Origin of the sequence: Aquimarina brevivitae, from assembly GCF_004216895.1 — a bacterium.
GTDB lineage: Bacteria > Bacteroidota > Bacteroidia > Flavobacteriales > Flavobacteriaceae > Aquimarina > Aquimarina brevivitae.
On sequence record NZ_SGXE01000001.1, the window covers coordinates 1,649,917 to 1,664,365 of the forward strand.

The 14,449-nt window shown below is 35.9% G+C and carries 17 protein-coding genes; 8 read left to right on the forward strand and 9 right to left on the reverse strand.

From position 1 onward, the window contains the following. Nucleotides 1-130 precede the first annotated feature (130 nt). The 3 genes from EV197_RS07280 to EV197_RS07290 form a co-directional block, all read right to left on the reverse strand. Complete coding sequence (locus EV197_RS07280; protein ID WP_006989959.1) at nucleotides 131-352, reverse strand: DUF2795 domain-containing protein; 222 nt, start codon at nucleotides 350-352, stop codon at nucleotides 131-133. Between the two features lie 133 nt (nucleotides 353-485). Then, nucleotides 486-1,061 (reverse strand): cob(I)yrinic acid a,c-diamide adenosyltransferase, encoded by a 576-nt coding sequence (locus EV197_RS07285; RefSeq protein WP_130286059.1) that lies wholly within the window; start codon nucleotides 1,059-1,061, stop codon nucleotides 486-488. Further along, nucleotides 1,045-1,227: a hypothetical protein gene (locus tag EV197_RS07290; protein ID WP_130286060.1), complete on the reverse strand. Its 183-nt coding sequence runs from the start codon at nucleotides 1,225-1,227 to the stop codon at nucleotides 1,045-1,047. The genes EV197_RS07285 and EV197_RS07290 overlap by 17 nt, the downstream gene beginning before the upstream one ends. A 122-nt stretch (nucleotides 1,228-1,349) precedes the next feature. Between EV197_RS07290 and recR the strand changes: the two genes are divergently transcribed. The 3 genes from recR (at nucleotide 1,350) to EV197_RS07305 (ending at nucleotide 4,573) form a co-directional block, all read left to right on the forward strand. Then, nucleotides 1,350-1,970 carry a recombination mediator RecR gene (gene recR, locus EV197_RS07295; RefSeq protein ID WP_130286061.1) on the forward strand — a complete coding sequence of 207 codons (621 nt, stop codon included), beginning with the start codon at nucleotides 1,350-1,352 and terminating at the stop codon, nucleotides 1,968-1,970. A gap of 43 nt (nucleotides 1,971-2,013) precedes the next feature. Further along, nucleotides 2,014-3,132, forward strand: a complete 1,119-nt coding sequence (locus tag EV197_RS07300) for a glycosyltransferase family 2 protein (protein ID WP_278042547.1) — start codon at nucleotides 2,014-2,016, stop codon at nucleotides 3,130-3,132. A 79-nt stretch (nucleotides 3,133-3,211) separates the two neighbouring features. After that, the gene (locus EV197_RS07305; protein WP_130286063.1) at nucleotides 3,212-4,573 is read left to right on the forward strand and encodes a dihydrolipoamide acetyltransferase family protein; all 1,362 of its coding nucleotides are present in this window, start codon (nucleotides 3,212-3,214) and stop codon (nucleotides 4,571-4,573) included. A gap of 58 nt (nucleotides 4,574-4,631) precedes the next feature. Here EV197_RS07305 and EV197_RS07310 read toward each other — a convergent pair whose 3' ends face one another. The 6 genes from EV197_RS07310 to EV197_RS07335 all read right to left on the reverse strand — a co-directional run bounded on the left by EV197_RS07310 (nucleotide 4,632) and on the right by EV197_RS07335 (nucleotide 10,606). Next, nucleotides 4,632-5,777, reverse strand: a complete 1,146-nt coding sequence (locus tag EV197_RS07310) for a serine hydrolase domain-containing protein (RefSeq protein WP_130286064.1) — start codon at nucleotides 5,775-5,777, stop codon at nucleotides 4,632-4,634. A 73-nt stretch (nucleotides 5,778-5,850) separates the two neighbouring features. Continuing rightward, nucleotides 5,851-7,014 (reverse strand): metal ABC transporter permease, encoded by a 1,164-nt coding sequence (locus EV197_RS07315; protein WP_130286065.1) that lies wholly within the window; start codon nucleotides 7,012-7,014, stop codon nucleotides 5,851-5,853. Beyond that, nucleotides 7,007-8,134: a metal ABC transporter permease gene (locus EV197_RS07320; protein ID WP_130286066.1), complete on the reverse strand. Its 1,128-nt coding sequence runs from the start codon at nucleotides 8,132-8,134 to the stop codon at nucleotides 7,007-7,009. Before EV197_RS07320 ends, EV197_RS07315 begins: the two co-directional genes overlap by 8 nt. A gap of 20 nt (nucleotides 8,135-8,154) precedes the next feature. Continuing rightward, entirely contained in the window at nucleotides 8,155-8,892 is a 738-nt protein-coding gene (locus tag EV197_RS07325) for a metal ABC transporter ATP-binding protein (protein ID WP_130286067.1), read from the reverse strand. Then, on the reverse strand, nucleotides 8,892-9,806 hold the full coding sequence (locus EV197_RS07330) for a metal ABC transporter solute-binding protein, Zn/Mn family (RefSeq protein WP_130286068.1): 915 nt from the start codon (nucleotides 9,804-9,806) through the stop codon (nucleotides 8,892-8,894). The genes EV197_RS07325 and EV197_RS07330 overlap by 1 nt, the downstream gene beginning before the upstream one ends. 8 nt (nucleotides 9,807-9,814) lie before the next feature. Then, the gene (locus tag EV197_RS07335) at nucleotides 9,815-10,606 is read right to left on the reverse strand and encodes a transporter (RefSeq protein ID WP_130286069.1); all 792 of its coding nucleotides are present in this window, start codon (nucleotides 10,604-10,606) and stop codon (nucleotides 9,815-9,817) included. Nucleotides 10,607-10,657: 51 nt separating this feature from the next. Between EV197_RS07335 and EV197_RS07340 the strand changes: the two genes are divergently transcribed. The 5 genes from EV197_RS07340 to EV197_RS07360 all read left to right on the forward strand — a co-directional run bounded on the left by EV197_RS07340 (nucleotide 10,658) and on the right by EV197_RS07360 (nucleotide 14,441). After that, a complete protein-coding gene (locus EV197_RS07340) occupies nucleotides 10,658-11,347 on the forward strand; it encodes a metal-dependent transcriptional regulator (protein ID WP_130286070.1) in 690 nt (229 codons plus the stop codon). A 73-nt stretch (nucleotides 11,348-11,420) separates the two neighbouring features. Then, nucleotides 11,421-12,200 (forward strand): 3'-5' exonuclease, encoded by a 780-nt coding sequence (locus EV197_RS07345; protein WP_130286071.1) that lies wholly within the window; start codon nucleotides 11,421-11,423, stop codon nucleotides 12,198-12,200. 8 nt (nucleotides 12,201-12,208) lie between these two features. Then, a complete protein-coding gene (locus tag EV197_RS07350; protein ID WP_130286072.1) occupies nucleotides 12,209-12,820 on the forward strand; it encodes a fumarylacetoacetate hydrolase family protein in 612 nt (203 codons plus the stop codon). Continuing rightward, the gene (locus EV197_RS07355; protein ID WP_130286073.1) at nucleotides 12,821-13,159 is read left to right on the forward strand and encodes an Hpt domain-containing protein; all 339 of its coding nucleotides are present in this window, start codon (nucleotides 12,821-12,823) and stop codon (nucleotides 13,157-13,159) included. A 19-nt stretch (nucleotides 13,160-13,178) separates the two neighbouring features. Next, entirely contained in the window at nucleotides 13,179-14,441 is a 1,263-nt protein-coding gene (locus EV197_RS07360) for a competence/damage-inducible protein A (RefSeq protein WP_130286074.1), read from the forward strand. Nucleotides 14,442-14,449: the final 8 nt, after the last annotated feature.

Consider the following 14,449-nt stretch of genomic DNA (forward strand, 5'->3'; position numbering starts at 1 on the left):
GTAAGACAAATGACAAACCGTTTTTGTAATTATATAAATAGTTCTAATGCTTTTGTAGCTCTCTAAAAGCGCCACAATTTAAGCAAAAAAAAAGCCTCTTTCGAGACTTTTGATTTATTTTCGATGTTAATTAATATTCATCTTCATTCCATAGATAATCCTCATCTGTAGGATAATCTGGCCAGATTTCTTCGATTGAGTCATAAGAGTCTCCTTCATCTTCTATCGACTGTAGGTTTTCTACCACTTCAAGAGGAGCTCCAGTACGAATAGCGTAATCAATCAATTCATCTTTTGTAGCTGGCCAAGGTGCGTCACTTAAATAAGACGCTAATTCTAATGTCCAATACATAGTTTTACTGGTTTAAGATTTTTGCAAAAATAAATTTTTAGTTGAAAAAGTCAAGTAAAAAATCAATTATTTAAACAATAATTATAAGAACGTGATTTTTATGGCACTACTACAACTAATTTTATAGTTTTTTTTAAGATTCTTTCTTGGGAATCCATTTTATTTCTTCTGCCTTTAAATCATAGGTCAACTTCCGTGCCAGTACAAAAAGGTAGTCAGATAGTCGGTTTAAATACTTTAGTGTATTCTCTTCAAATGGAGAAATCTCGTATAAAGCGGTGGCTAATCGCTCAGCACGGCGACAAACACATCTGGCGATGTGACAGAATGACACAGTTTGGTGTCCACCGGGTAATACAAAATGTGTCATGGTGGGTAGGGTGGTGTCGATATCATCCATGATTTGCTCCAATTGTTCGATGTCTTCATCAACAATAGTAGGAATGTTTAATCGTTTAGATCCGTTTTTTAAGGTTGCTTTTTCAGGATCAGTAGCCATAATTGCACCAATGGTAAACAGCTTATCCTGTACGGAAATTAAGAGTTCCTTACTTTTGTCATCAATGTTTTGATCCCTGATGAGCCCAATGTGCGAATTTAACTCATCGATTGTACCGTAGGCTTCGATACGGAGGTGATGCTTAGGGACCCGCGTTCCACCAAATAAAGCTGTTGTACCTTTATCACCAGTTTTAGTGTATATCTTCATCTCTATTTTTCTTTTTTTCTTGAACATTCTTTCTGAAATCCCTTTTTTTACGCCCGTAAAATTTAGAAGAGTTCCGTTTGGTATTCCACATTACCAAAATAAAAAGTAAGGCTAAACCTAACACCATTACCAATAGCTGGGTTTCTTCAGAAAGTGAATCAAACATGATTTTTAATTTTTGTAAAAATACTAAAAGCAGTTTAGTTGACTAAAAATTATAATTGTAGTTCAAGTTATTTATAAAATAGCTGGCAGGAGATACGTCTCTTTTACTACCTTTGCAAGGTAATGGAATTTTCATCAAAACTTTTAGAAAAAGCAGTATATGAGGTGTCCCAACTACCGGGTATTGGGAAACGAACAGCCTTGCGATTGGTGCTTCATTTGTTAAAACAACCTGAATCACAAACGGATCATTTGGTGTCGGCGTTAGCAAGTTTGCGAAAAGATATCAAGTTGTGTACAACTTGCTATAGTATAAGTGATACCGGAATTTGCCACATATGTGCGGATACCTCAAGATTGGACAGTCTAGTATGTGTAGTTGAGGATATTAGAGATGTGATGGCAATAGAGGCTACAGGTCAATATAGAGGAGTCTACCACGTGTTAGGTGGTAAAATAAGTCCTATGGATGGTATAGGTCCTCAGGATTTACACATTGCTTCTCTTGTAGAAAGAGTAAAATCTGGAGCTATAGAAGAATTAATTTTTGCGCTTAGCGCATCGATGGAAGGCGATACCACTAATTTTTATATTTACAAGCAACTTGAAGATATGCCCATTAAAACTTCAACTATTGCCAGAGGAATTGGAGTGAATGATGAGTTGGAATACGCAGATGAAATAACATTAGGAAGAAGTATTTTAAACCGGGTTCCCTTTGAAAATGCTTTGAAAAAGCCTTAATTTCAACTCCTAAAAATTATGCTATCTGGAACTTTCTGTTGTCATTCTTAATTATAAGGTACGCTACTTCTTAGAACTCTGTATTTTGAGTACTATTCAAGCATTGCAGGATATAGATGCAGAAATTATTGTAGTGGATAATTTTTCTGAGGATGAAAGTTGCGCTATGGTGAAAGCTCATTTCCCGGAGGTGATTTTAATAGAAAACATAGAGAATGTTGGTTTTGCTAGGGCGGTTAATCAAGGAGTTGCTGTAGCTAAAGGAACATATGTATGTATTTTAAACCCGGATATTGTAGTTCCTAAAACTATTTTTAACTCGTTAATTTCTAAATTAAAAGAACGTACGGCTTCCGGAATTATTGGTCCCAGGCTTATCGACGGAGCTGGTCGTTTTTTACCAGAAAGTAAACGTAATGTACCTTCTCCATATACATCATTTAAAAGGCTTTTTGGGATCAAAATTGGAAAGACAAAAAATTATTATGCAACCCACGTAAATCCGAAGGAAGTAGGTAAAGTCGATGTTTTGGTTGGTGCATTTATGATCCTAGAACGCGCTTTATTCATGGAAGTAAAAGGATTTGATGAGGCCTATTTTATGTATGGGGAAGATATTGATCTTTCTTTTACAATTCAGAAAGAAGGCAAAGAAAACTGGTATAGTGGAGAGGACGTTGCCATTCATTTTAAAGGCGAAAGCACAGTTAAAAATGCAGTATATATCCAACGTTTTTATGGTGCAATGCGTATTTTTTATAGAAAACATTTTAAGTATAATCTGCTTGTGGATACTATTGTATCTTCAGGCATTCGAATTGTTTCGCTGTTAAAGACAGCTAAAATTACCAAAAGGACAAAAAGAGCTATTGATTTTTATCTTTTAATAAGTGATGATCTAGACTTAATGCAGCAAGTAAAGAAAACTCGACATAAAAATGTTATCTTAGAAAGAAGTAAATCATTGGAAAAGTATCTTACCAAGGATATCGAAATCTTGTTAGATGCTGATTACATCTCTTATTCGGAGATTATTTATTTAATGGATATGTATCAGAGAAATAACTTTACATTTAAAATTAAACCAACGGGATGTAATTATTTCGTTGGAAGCGATTTTAGTGATGGTAAAGGAGAGGTGATCGTTTTAAATAAACTTTAGTAAATAAAAATTAATACTAAAAGCGAAATTTAATTAAATTCGCAAAAAAAATAACTTATTAACCCTTTTATTTAAGAATATGGCAAAGTTTGAGCTTAAGCTACCTAAGATGGGGGAAAGCGTTGCTGAAGCAACAATAACAACCTGGTTAAAAGAAGTAGGAGATACTATTGAGTTAGATGATCCTGTAGTAGAAATTGCAACAGATAAAGTAGATAGTGAAGTGCCGAGTGAAGTTGAAGGGGTTTTAGTAGAGAAACTTTTTGATGTCGACGATGTAGTTCAAGTAGGGCAAACTCTTGCTATTATTGAAATTGATGGGGAGCAAGAAGAGACTAGCGAAAAAGAACCAGAGTCTTCGGTAAAAGAAGAAGAGCAGACAGCTACTGAAGAAGTAGCACATCTTGAACAGGAAATAGAAGCAGCTTCGGAAACAGCAAAAAATACAACTGCGGATTATACTGAAGGAAGTAAGTTTTATTCTCCTTTGGTAAAAAACATTGCTACTGAAGAAAATATTTCTTTAGCAGAATTAGAGGCTTTAGAAGGAACAGGTAAAGATGGAAGAGTTACCAAAAATGATATTCTACAGTATGTTGAGGATCGTAAAGCAGGTAAAACCGTTGCACCACAAACAGCACCTGAAGCAGCGCCTAAAACTCAGCCAAAAACTGCTCCAGTACAATCGGTAGAGAAGAAAGCTCCTAAAGCAGAGCCAGTGGTAGCATCAGGAGAGGATGAGATTATTGAAATGACCAGAATGGGTAAAATGATTGCACATCATATGGTCGAATCTGTACAAACTTCAGCTCACGTGCAATCCTTTATCGAGGCCGATGTAACCAACATCTGGAATTGGCGTAAGAAAGTTAAGGATGAGTTTAAAAAACGTGAAGGTGAAAATATAACCTTTACGCCTATTTTTATGGAGGCGGTAGCCAAAGCGATCAAAGATTTTCCGTTAATTAATATTTCGGTTGCAGGCGATAAAATCATAAAGAAAAAGAATATCAATCTTGGGATGGCTGCAGCTTTACCAGATGGTAATCTAATTGTACCTGTGATTAAAAATGCGGATCAGCTTAATTTGGTTGGTATGACTAAAGCTGTAAATGATTTAGCAAATCGAGCTCGATTGAATAAACTTAAGCCAGACGATATCCAGGGGGGTACGTATACGGTAACTAACGTGGGGACTTTTGGTAGTATTATGGGTACTCCTATTATCAATCAACCTCAGGTAGGTATATTAGCGCTAGGAGCTATTCGTAAAGTGCCTGCGGTAATTGAAACACCAGAAGGTGATTTTATTGGTATCCGTTATAAGATGTTCTTATCACACTCCTATGACCATAGAGTAGTAAACGGAGCGCTAGGAGGGCAGTTTGTACAACGGGTTAAAGAATATTTAGAAGCTTTTGATCCGAAACGAGAATTTTAGCATCAAAAAATAATAGATCAAATAACAAAAGAGACCTAAAAAGTCTCTTTTGTTATTTTTACAGCATTTCCATTAATGTAAAGCATAACCTGTCAATATTGGAATGCTCAGGATAAAAAGCATTGACATTTGATAAGATCACTACGCCAGTTTTGTTTGTTGGGTCAATAACTAAACAAGAGCTATAGCCCTGAGTACCGCCGTTGTGCCAAAACCAATTGGCGCATTCTCTTTTACTTATCATCCAGCCTAAAGCTATAGATCGTTTGTCAGATATAGAAAAGGTAGGCTTTCGCTGTAAGGAAAGTACTGAGTCTTTAGCAAAATTTGCTTTCATAAATTTTGATAGATCTTCAACATTAGAGTACATAGCTCCTAAACCGTGCATACTTGAAAATTTCCAGGAAGGAGTGGGAGTTCCCTGATTATTCAATCCTTTGACAGTAATATCATCAACCATTTCTCTTCTGCTAGAGGAATGTGACATCTGGTATTTGCTAAAAATTCGCTCTTGCAATAGTTGCTCAAAACTTTTGCCCGATAGTTTAGAAAGCGTATAACTTAACACACCTGCTCCTAAATTAGAATACGCCATTTTGGATCCAGGTTTGGTCTTGGGCTCCATTTCTGTAGTTAAGTATGCTTCTAACTTCTCTTCTGTGTAGTTTTCATAAACTTTATCTGGATCTAGCAAGGAAGATGTCATCATACCGGGAGGTACTCTTGGTAATCCAGCAGTATGGTTTGATAAATTTTGTAACGTTATACTTGCTCCGTCTTTTTGATATTGATGTAGGGTAATGTCTAAGTACTCTTGTATTGGTTTTGTAGGGTCTATTTGATCATTAACAATAAAATCGCTGAGAAGCGTTGAATTGAATACTTTAGTAATGGATCCGATTTGAAAGACAGAATCTTTATTAGAGATTGTTCTTAGCGTGTCGCTCTTTCTTTTGATCCCATAGTAGTCAACTTTTTCATCATTGATAAAGGCAATAGCAAGTTGTGTATTGTTAGGAAATTCTTTGCTGTACTTATAAATAGAATCAATTTTTGGTCTGTTGATGTTCTCTGTGACTTGCAAATGATTTACCGCTGGATCAGCAACTTTAGTAGTTATATTTTTTGCATAAATAAATAGTGCTATTACAAGGATGATACCCAATGTGATCACACTACCCAGTACAATTAAGAAAGTTCTCATAATCAAAAAAGAGTAAAATGTTTCCCTATAGGTGATATAGTGAGCAAAAATGTTACATCTCAATGGAATAAAATTATCCTCTGAATAAGAAAAACCGGTCTTTCATTTTTTCGATCTCAGTATCTTTATTAGTAATGATATAGTTAATGGCTTCTTCAGTAAACGTTTTTCCTTTATCGGTAAGTGCTATGATTTGATTGTCGATGGTAATCATATTATTTTTTAAAGCTAGGGAAAGCACTGTTCTTGATTTTACCTTTTGCCAATTGATATGGTCGTTGAGATGTGCTACTTTTCTTTCTTCTTCTTCGTCAGAATGATTGTGAAGATGCAGTAAAAAAGTAAGTAATAATACTTCTTTTTGCTGTTGCTTTTGTCGATACAGTACAGATATTAAGCCTTTATTTTTTGCAAATAAATACACTAATAAAAACACTATTCCTAACACTGTAGTAATGGATCCGGATATTGAAGCATCTAATAGGTGGGCTGACCAATAACCAAGAATAGCTCCGGTTATACCAAATAATGTAGCTAAAAGTAACATTTTCTTAAGGTCTTGTGTCAATAAGTAGGCGGTGGCTGCTGGTGCAATCATCAATGCAATCACTAAAATAGCACCTACGGCATCAAAGGCGCCAACCGTTGTCACTGAAGAAACAGTCATCAGTCCATAGTGAATAATTGCCGGCGAAAAACCTAAGCTGGCAGCTAATCCTTTATCAAATGTACTTACTTTTAATTCTTTGAAAAAAGCAATAAGTAATAGTAGCGTAGTAATTAAAATACTTCCGATAATCCATAGTGATTTGGGTCCGAGATCGGTAGTTCCAACGGTAATTCTATCAAAAGGAGCAAAGGCTAATTCTCCTAGTAACACCGCATCAATATCTAAATGGACATCGCTGGCATTTTTAGAAATAAGAATAATACCTATACTAAACAAGGCAGGGAAAACTAATCCAATAGCAGTATCTTCCTTAACCAAACCTGTTTTTTGAATAAACTCCACCAAGACAACAGTCAGTACACCACTTGCAGTGGCTAACAGAATCAGTAAAGGAGAGGAAAGATCGTGAGTTATAAAAAAACCAATAACAATTCCCGGTAAAATAGAATGGCTAATTGCATCGGTTATCAATGCCATTTTTCGAAGCACCAAGAATGTCCCTGGAATTGCACAAGCTATGGCAACCAAACTAGCAATAAGTTGTATTTCAATTTGCGCGCTATTCATCGGACTTACTTATTTGATCATATAGGGTAGCGGCTTTTTCGTAGCCTGTAGGTGTCATTTGCCACATATTTCCATCAAGTGATATGTAATTTTTATCTTCAAGTTGCTTTAATGTTTTTCTGGTAAACCCCTGAAAGTTGTTGAGTATTTTAATTGCGTGTGGATGTGAAATATTAGCGTGATCTTTAGCAATATGATACATAAAAGAAAGGGTTTTGTGTAATTGTAAGTCTCTTCTGTTTTTTCTAAATCGTATTTCTCTAAATAACAGCCCTCTTCCGGGAGAAAACACAAATGAAAAGAGTACAAAAATAGCCGCGACTATAACAATTATAGGACCTGTGGATAAATTATTGGAACTGGCGCTTATTCCCGTGCCGATTACCCCAGATAAAGCTCCAAAGATCGCTGCTACAATGACCATAGTACTTAGTTTATTTGTCCATTGCCTTGCGGCAGCTGCAGGCGCCAAAAGCATTGCACTCATTAATACGACACCCACTGTTTGTAAGCCAAGTACAATAGCGACAACAATAAAGGATGTGATTAGAATATCCAGAAATTTAGTATTGAAGCCAATTGTTTTGGTGAAGTCCGGATCAAAGAGCAGGATTTTTAGTTCCTTCCAAAACAGTAGTAAAATAATAAAACTAATTCCAGTAACCCCACTCATTAACCAAACATCACTTTCCACTAATGTTGCAGCTTGACCAAATAAGTAACTTTCTAACCCCGCCTGATTAGCATTAGGAATCTTTTGAATATAGGTTAATAGCAACATCCCAAAACCAAAAAAAGTAGATAAAATCAGACCTAAAGCGGTATCAGATTTTAAATGTGTTTTGTTGACTATTCCTCGAATCCAAAATGTACCGAGCAAACCGCTTAGTAATGCTCCGATAAGAAACACTACACTGTTCTTAGATTCGATAATTAAAAAAGCTATGGCGATCCCTGGTAAAGCAGCATGGGATATGGCATCTCCCAATAAACTTTGCTTTCTTAACACCGCAAAACTACCTAACATACCACAGATAGCTCCTAACACTGCAGTTCCTATAGATATTGTTCTTAGGGTGTAGTCCGAAATTAGAAATTCAAAATATTCTTTTAGCTCCATGTAGCTTTTACTTAAAAAATTTACTGCGTTATGGCAACTTTGTAATTGATTCCATAGGTTTTGGTAAGGTTATCATCATTAAAGATGTCCTTTACCGGGCCAGTAGCGATTTTCTTTACATTTAAAAAGGTAACCCAATCAAAATATTCTGGTACAGTTTGTAAATCGTGATGTACTACCACCACTGTTTTGCCGGCTTTTCTTAATTCTTTAAGAATATTGATAATTGCTTTTTCTGTGGTAGCATCTACTCCCTGAAAAGGTTCATCCATAAAATAAATAGAAGCATTTTGAACCAAAGCCCTTGCTAAGAAAATACGTTGCTGCTGCCCACCTGAAAGCTGACTAATCTGCCTACTTTTAAAGGATAACATTCCTACTTTTTCCAAAGCTTCTAACGCTGCTTTTTTTTCTTTTTGACCTGGACGCTTAATCCAGCCAAGGCTTCCATAAGTTCCCATCATCACTACATCCAACGCGGTTGTAGGAAAATCCCAATCTACACTACCTTTCTGAGGAACATATGCAACTAGGGCTCTATTTTTTTTGTAGGGCTTACCATAAATCTCCACGCTACCTGCTATTGGTTTTAGAATGTCCAGGATAGCTTTAATCAAGGTAGATTTTCCAGCACCGTTAGGTCCAACAATAGCCATAAGCACACCTTCAGGAATTGCCAAATCAATATCCCACAACACAGGTTTGTAATCATATGCGACAGTAAGGTCATCAATTTTTACAGCTATTTGATCTTCCATTATTGTAGTGCGTTTATGATGGTGTCTACATTATAGGCAAACATACCCAGATAATTTCCTTCATTAGTATCAGGATTACCTAGCGCATCTGAATATAATGTGCCACCTATAGTTACCGAGTGGTTTTTAGATTTAACAGCTTCTTCCAGGGCTTCAATCGTTCTTTTTGGAACTGAACTTTCTACGAAAATCGCTTTCACCTCTTGTTCTATTATAAAAGTAGCTAATTTCTGAACATCTTTTACACCTGCTTCAGTAGCGGTAGAAAGTCCTTGTAATCCTACTACCTGAAAGCCGTATGCTTTACCAAAGTAACTGAATGCATCGTGTGCGGTAACCAAAATACGCTTTTCCTTAGGTAGGGTTTCTATTTTAGCAATCAGCGATTGCTGTAATTGATCCAATTTTTTAATATAGGTTTCGCTATTTTTTTGATATAAAGACTTGTTTTTCGGATCGTGTTCTATAAGTTTTTTGGTAGTAAACTCAGTTACTTTTTTCCAATTCGATACACTAAACCAAATATGAGGATCGTAGTTAGAAGCAAAGTAATCAGATCCGATAAGCTCCGACTTTTCAATACTTTCGCCTACCGCAATGGTTTTAATTCCTTGGGATTCCATTTTTTCAAAAACATCTACCAGTTTTCCTTCTAGGTGCAATCCATTGTAAAAAATAAGATCTGCATTAAGCAATTTACTTACATCTCCTTCGCTGGCTTTGTATAAATGCGGATCAACCCCAGCACCCATAAGTCCCTGTAATTCTATGCTATCACCACCTAAATTGTGTAACAAGTCTGCGATCATAGTTGTTGTCGCAACAACCTGTAGTTTTTCATTTTCTGTTTTTTGGTTGGAGTTACAAGAAAAAAGTAACGCCGATAAAAAAAGAAGAGCTATGGTATTTTTCATACTATCGTTTATTTTGGTAATCTTATACTTACACCAGCACTTAATAACAAGTTTTGATCACTTTGAATTCCGGATCCAACTGTAGCATCTAATTGGATCAAATCTGTAACCAGATAGGTTAAACCAGCATCCCATAGGTGGTTAGCCTGGCTGTCTTCCGGAAAATCTCCATATAACTCTGCATACAACCCAAATTTATTGGTAACACTATATCCATATGCCAAGGTATATATATAGGCTGCCTCAGGAGAATCATCACCCCAAACCGCACCAATATTATAGGATAAACTCGACTTTTCACTTAGGGTATGAGCAAAAGAAAATCTAAAATTAGTGCCTGTAGTTTCGGGTCTAAAATCCTGCGAAGCGGTAAATGGAAGGAAGATATGCCCGATCAAACCAATTTCTGGTAGCAATCCTTTTTCTTCTGTAATATTTACTTTGGCACCAAACAATAGCGGCGACAATCCATTTTGTACTGTGTTCAGCTCTGTACCGTCAATTTCAGTTTTAATTTCGGAAAAATCCCAACCGATTCTTAACTCTAACCGTTCTAAAAGGCCGATTCGCATTAATGTAGTATTAAAAGTTGTGTTTTTTAGTACCACATTTAGGTCTTCTGATTCTTCATAGAAAGCACCGGTTTCAATTTGAACTGTACCTATAGGTACAACAGTTGGGGATTCGGTTGCATCAGGTCTGTCTGTTACTAGAGGAGGGGGTGTCGTTTCTTGTGCTATTATAGAACCGCCAATAAGCAAAGAAAAAAATGTAAGTAAACTTATGCTATTTATTTTCATTAGTATTATTAAATTTGTAATGTTATAAATGCAAAACTAGAAAAGTTAGTTATGACTAACAAAATAAATCTACAAAATTTAACGAAAAGTGAAGAGGATTATCTCAAAGCTATTTTTCAATTATTAAATGATAATGAAAATGAAAAGGTTGGGAATAATTTATTAGCGGATTATATGAGTGTTTCGCCGGCTTCGAGTAACAATATGATTAAAAAGCTTACTTCAAAAAAATACGTTAGTAGTAAAAAGTACGGTAAGCTGGAATTAACGGAAGAAGGTCGCTTAGTAGCTGTTCGTTTAATACGTAAGCACAGACTCTGGGAAACTTTTTTGTATAATTATTTAAATTTTACCTGGGATGAAGTGCACGAAGTCGCTGAGCAATTAGAGCATATAAAGTCTCATAAGCTTATTGATGAATTGGAGCGTTTTATGGATTTTCCGGCGAAAGATCCGCACGGTGAATTTATACCTAATGCTCAGGGGGATTATGTAGAGGTTCCAAAAGTGATGCTTTCTTCCGTTAAAGAAGGAGACACTTGCAAGCTGGTTGCAGTGAATGATGGGTCTGTGGATTTTCTTAGATATGTGTCCAATATAGGTTTAATGCTAAGTTCAGAAATCGAAGTCTTGGAAATCCGCGAATTTGATAACTCTTTGCGTATTGGTTTTGAGAATAAAGAGGAAACCATCACCAAGAAATTTGCGGATAACGTATTTGTAAAACTAATTTCTAAATGATTTTTTGGATTAAAATTGTGTATTATTTTACTTTCAATGTAATACCTGTTATATTTGACTCACACAATTAATTATGGAGCTTAAACTAAATAGACCCATATGTTTTTTCGATCTTGAAACTACAGGGGTAAACATTTCAAAAGATAGAATAGTAGAAATTTCAATTCTTAAAATTCACCCAAACGGGAATAAAGAAAGTAAAACGTGGCTAGTGAATCCTGGTATACCAATTCCGGCAGAAACAACAGCAGTACACGGTATTGATGATGCCAAGGTTGCCAACGAACCTACTTTTAAAGAACTGGCTCCAATGATCAACGATATGATTAAAGGCTGTGATTTAGGTGGTTTTAATTCTAACCGCTTTGACATTCCTTTGTTAGCAGAAGAATTGTTACGAGCAGATATTGATTTTGACATGAAGAATGGTGTAGCGGTTGATGTACAGACCATATACCATAAGATGGAAAAAAGAACGCTGGCTGCAGCTTATAAATTTTATTGCGATAAAAACTTAGAAGATGCACATTCTGCAGAAGCTGATACCTTGGCAACCTATGAAGTGTTAAAAGCGCAACTAGATAAATACCCAGAATTGGAAAATGACATTAAATTCTTGGCAGAATTTAGTTCGCGCAAGCAGTTTGCAGATTTCGCTGGTTTTATAGCCTACAATAAGGAAGGTCAGGAGGTATTTGCTTTTGGTAAACACAAAGGTAAATTAGTGGAAGATGTAATGGAAAAGGAACCGGGTTATTTTGGTTGGCTGCAAAATGCAGATTTTCCATTGTATACCAAAAAAGTACTAACTGCTGTACGATTGCGAAAATTAAATAATAGTTTAAATCAATAAAAAGCTATATGAAGCTAATTTGTATCGGGCGAAATTATACAGAACATATAGAAGAGTTGGCTAATGAACGGCCAGATCAACCCGTAGTTTTTTTGAAGCCCGACACTTCTATATTAGTTAAAAAACAACCGTTTTTTATTCCTGATTTTTCCCAAGATGTACATTATGAAGTTGAGTTATTGATTAAGATTAATCGTTTAGGAAAGTATATCGATAAGAAATTTGCGCATAAATATTATGAGGAAATAGGATTAGGAATTGATTTTACAGCAAGAGACCTGCAGTCTCAATTAAAGGCAAAAGGTTTACCCTGGGAAAAAGCAAAAGCCTTTGACGGTGCAGCAGTGATAGGTAAGTGGGTCAATAAATCGAACTTCGAAGATGTTAATAACATTGATTTTAGTCTCGAAAAAAATGGGCAGATCGTACAAAAGGGAAATACACAATTTATGCTCTGGAAAATTGATGAAATAATAGAATATGTTTCAAAATATTTCACTTTAAAGATAGGAGATGTTATATTTACAGGAACGCCTGCAGGTGTAGGGGCTGTCAAAGCAGAAGATCAACTGAAAGGTTTTATTGACAACCAAGAATTTTTTTCAATTAAAGTTAAATAAATGGATAAAGCATATAATTTAGAAGCAGTAAATGAATTGTCAGGAGGAGATGAAGAGTTCATAGCTGTGTTGGTACAAACATTTTTAGAAGAAATTCCACCAGATTTAGATGGTATGGTAAAAGCAGTAAATGAAGGTGATGCGGCAACAGCTTATCAATATGCGCACAAAATGAAACCCAATTTACAGCTTTTTAACATTGACTTACTAACAGAAATTAAAAGAGTAGAGTCCTGGTCAAAGTCTAAAAAAAGCAAAGAAGAAATTCAACCTACCGTAAATCATATTGTGACCACCGTTACCAAAGCAATTGGAGATCTGAAGAAGGATTTTAGCTAATATATTACCCTAAGGACTGATGTTTGCAGAAATAATTACCATAGGGGATGAAATTTTAATTGGTCAAATCGTTGATACCAATTCCGTATTTATTGCCAAGGAACTTAATAAGATTGGTGTTGAGGTCTGTCAGATCACTTCGATAAGCGATGACCGACAGCATATTATCAATGCACTCGATGAAGCCAGAAAAAGAGCAGATATAATTATTTTGACCGGAGGGCTTGGTCCCACCAAAGACGATATCACTAAGCATACCATTTGTAGTTATTTTAATGACACCTTAGTTGAAAATAAGGAGGTACTGACGCATATTGAAATGTTGTTCAAAAAATACATTTCGACTCCTATTTCTCCGTTAAATCGGGCTCAGGCTTTAGTGCCGAGTAAAGCAGTAATTCTTAAAAATGAATTTGGAACAGCCCCAGGAATGTGGATTGAAGAAGATCATAAAGTTTTTATTTCTATACCAGGAGTTCCTTATGAGATGAAGGGCTTGATGAATTCTGCCATACTGCCCAAGCTACAACAACGGTTTGACAGACCCTTTATCGAGCACAAAACTATAATGACCTATGGGCTAGGTGAAAGTGCTATTGCTGAACGAATCGAAGATTGGGAAAATAACCTACCTTCTTATATCAAATTGGCTTATTTACCTAATCTTGGTAGAGTACGATTAAGACTTACCGGCAGAGGTAAGGATCTTACTGTAGTTCAAAACGGCATAGATGCAGAAATTGAGAAGTTAAAATTATTGATAAGTGATATAATGGTAGGTTTTGACGAAGATGATCCTATCGAATTAATTATTGGTAATTTGCTAAAGTCAAAAAATGCTACCCTTGCTGTTGCAGAAAGTTGTACGGGTGGACGAATTGCTGAAAATATAACTTCTCACGCAGGGGCTTCCGCTTTCTTTAAAGGAGGCGCCGTAACCTATGCAACCCAATCCAAAACCGATATACTAGGAGTGGACCCTACAATTATTGAAAACTATTCAGTCACTAGTCATGAGGTAGCGCAAGCTATGGCAGCAGCTTGTAAACAAAAATTTAAGTCTGATTACGCGATAGCAACTACTGGTAATGCAGGGCCACTTAAAGGCGATGGTGATGTGGCTGTTGGAACAGTTTTTATTGCCATAGCAACCCCAGAAAAGGTGTTTTCTGAAAAATTTGTATTCAGTAATAACAGGGAAAAAACAATTGGGAAAGCGGTGGCAAAAGCATTTGAAATGTTACTTAAGGAGCTTGGTTCGGAAAAGATTGAGAGTAACTAGATGTCTTA

Coding starts and splice junctions, on each gene's coding strand:
- EV197_RS07280 (WP_006989959.1), bottom strand. CDS start 352: ATGTATTGGACATTAGAATTAGCGTCTTATTTAAGTGACGCACCTTGG.
- EV197_RS07285 (WP_130286059.1), bottom strand. CDS start 1,061: ATGAAGATATACACTAAAACTGGTGATAAAGGTACAACAGCTTTATTT.
- EV197_RS07290 (WP_130286060.1), bottom strand. CDS start 1,227: ATGTTTGATTCACTTTCTGAAGAAACCCAGCTATTGGTAATGGTGTTA.
- recR (WP_130286061.1), top strand. CDS start 1,350: ATGGAATTTTCATCAAAACTTTTAGAAAAAGCAGTATATGAGGTGTCC.
- EV197_RS07305 (WP_130286063.1), top strand. CDS start 3,212: ATGGCAAAGTTTGAGCTTAAGCTACCTAAGATGGGGGAAAGCGTTGCT.
- EV197_RS07310 (WP_130286064.1), bottom strand. CDS start 5,777: ATGAGAACTTTCTTAATTGTACTGGGTAGTGTGATCACATTGGGTATC.
- EV197_RS07315 (WP_130286065.1), bottom strand. CDS start 7,014: ATGAATAGCGCGCAAATTGAAATACAACTTATTGCTAGTTTGGTTGCC.
- EV197_RS07320 (WP_130286066.1), bottom strand. CDS start 8,134: ATGGAGCTAAAAGAATATTTTGAATTTCTAATTTCGGACTACACCCTA.
- EV197_RS07325 (WP_130286067.1), bottom strand. CDS start 8,892: ATGGAAGATCAAATAGCTGTAAAAATTGATGACCTTACTGTCGCATAT.
- EV197_RS07330 (WP_130286068.1), bottom strand. CDS start 9,806: ATGAAAAATACCATAGCTCTTCTTTTTTTATCGGCGTTACTTTTTTCT.
- EV197_RS07335 (WP_130286069.1), bottom strand. CDS start 10,606: ATGAAAATAAATAGCATAAGTTTACTTACATTTTTTTCTTTGCTTATT.
- EV197_RS07340 (WP_130286070.1), top strand. CDS start 10,658: ATGACTAACAAAATAAATCTACAAAATTTAACGAAAAGTGAAGAGGAT.
- EV197_RS07345 (WP_130286071.1), top strand. CDS start 11,421: ATGGAGCTTAAACTAAATAGACCCATATGTTTTTTCGATCTTGAAACT.
- EV197_RS07350 (WP_130286072.1), top strand. CDS start 12,209: ATGAAGCTAATTTGTATCGGGCGAAATTATACAGAACATATAGAAGAG.
- EV197_RS07355 (WP_130286073.1), top strand. CDS start 12,821: ATGGATAAAGCATATAATTTAGAAGCAGTAAATGAATTGTCAGGAGGA.
- EV197_RS07360 (WP_130286074.1), top strand. CDS start 13,179: ATGTTTGCAGAAATAATTACCATAGGGGATGAAATTTTAATTGGTCAA.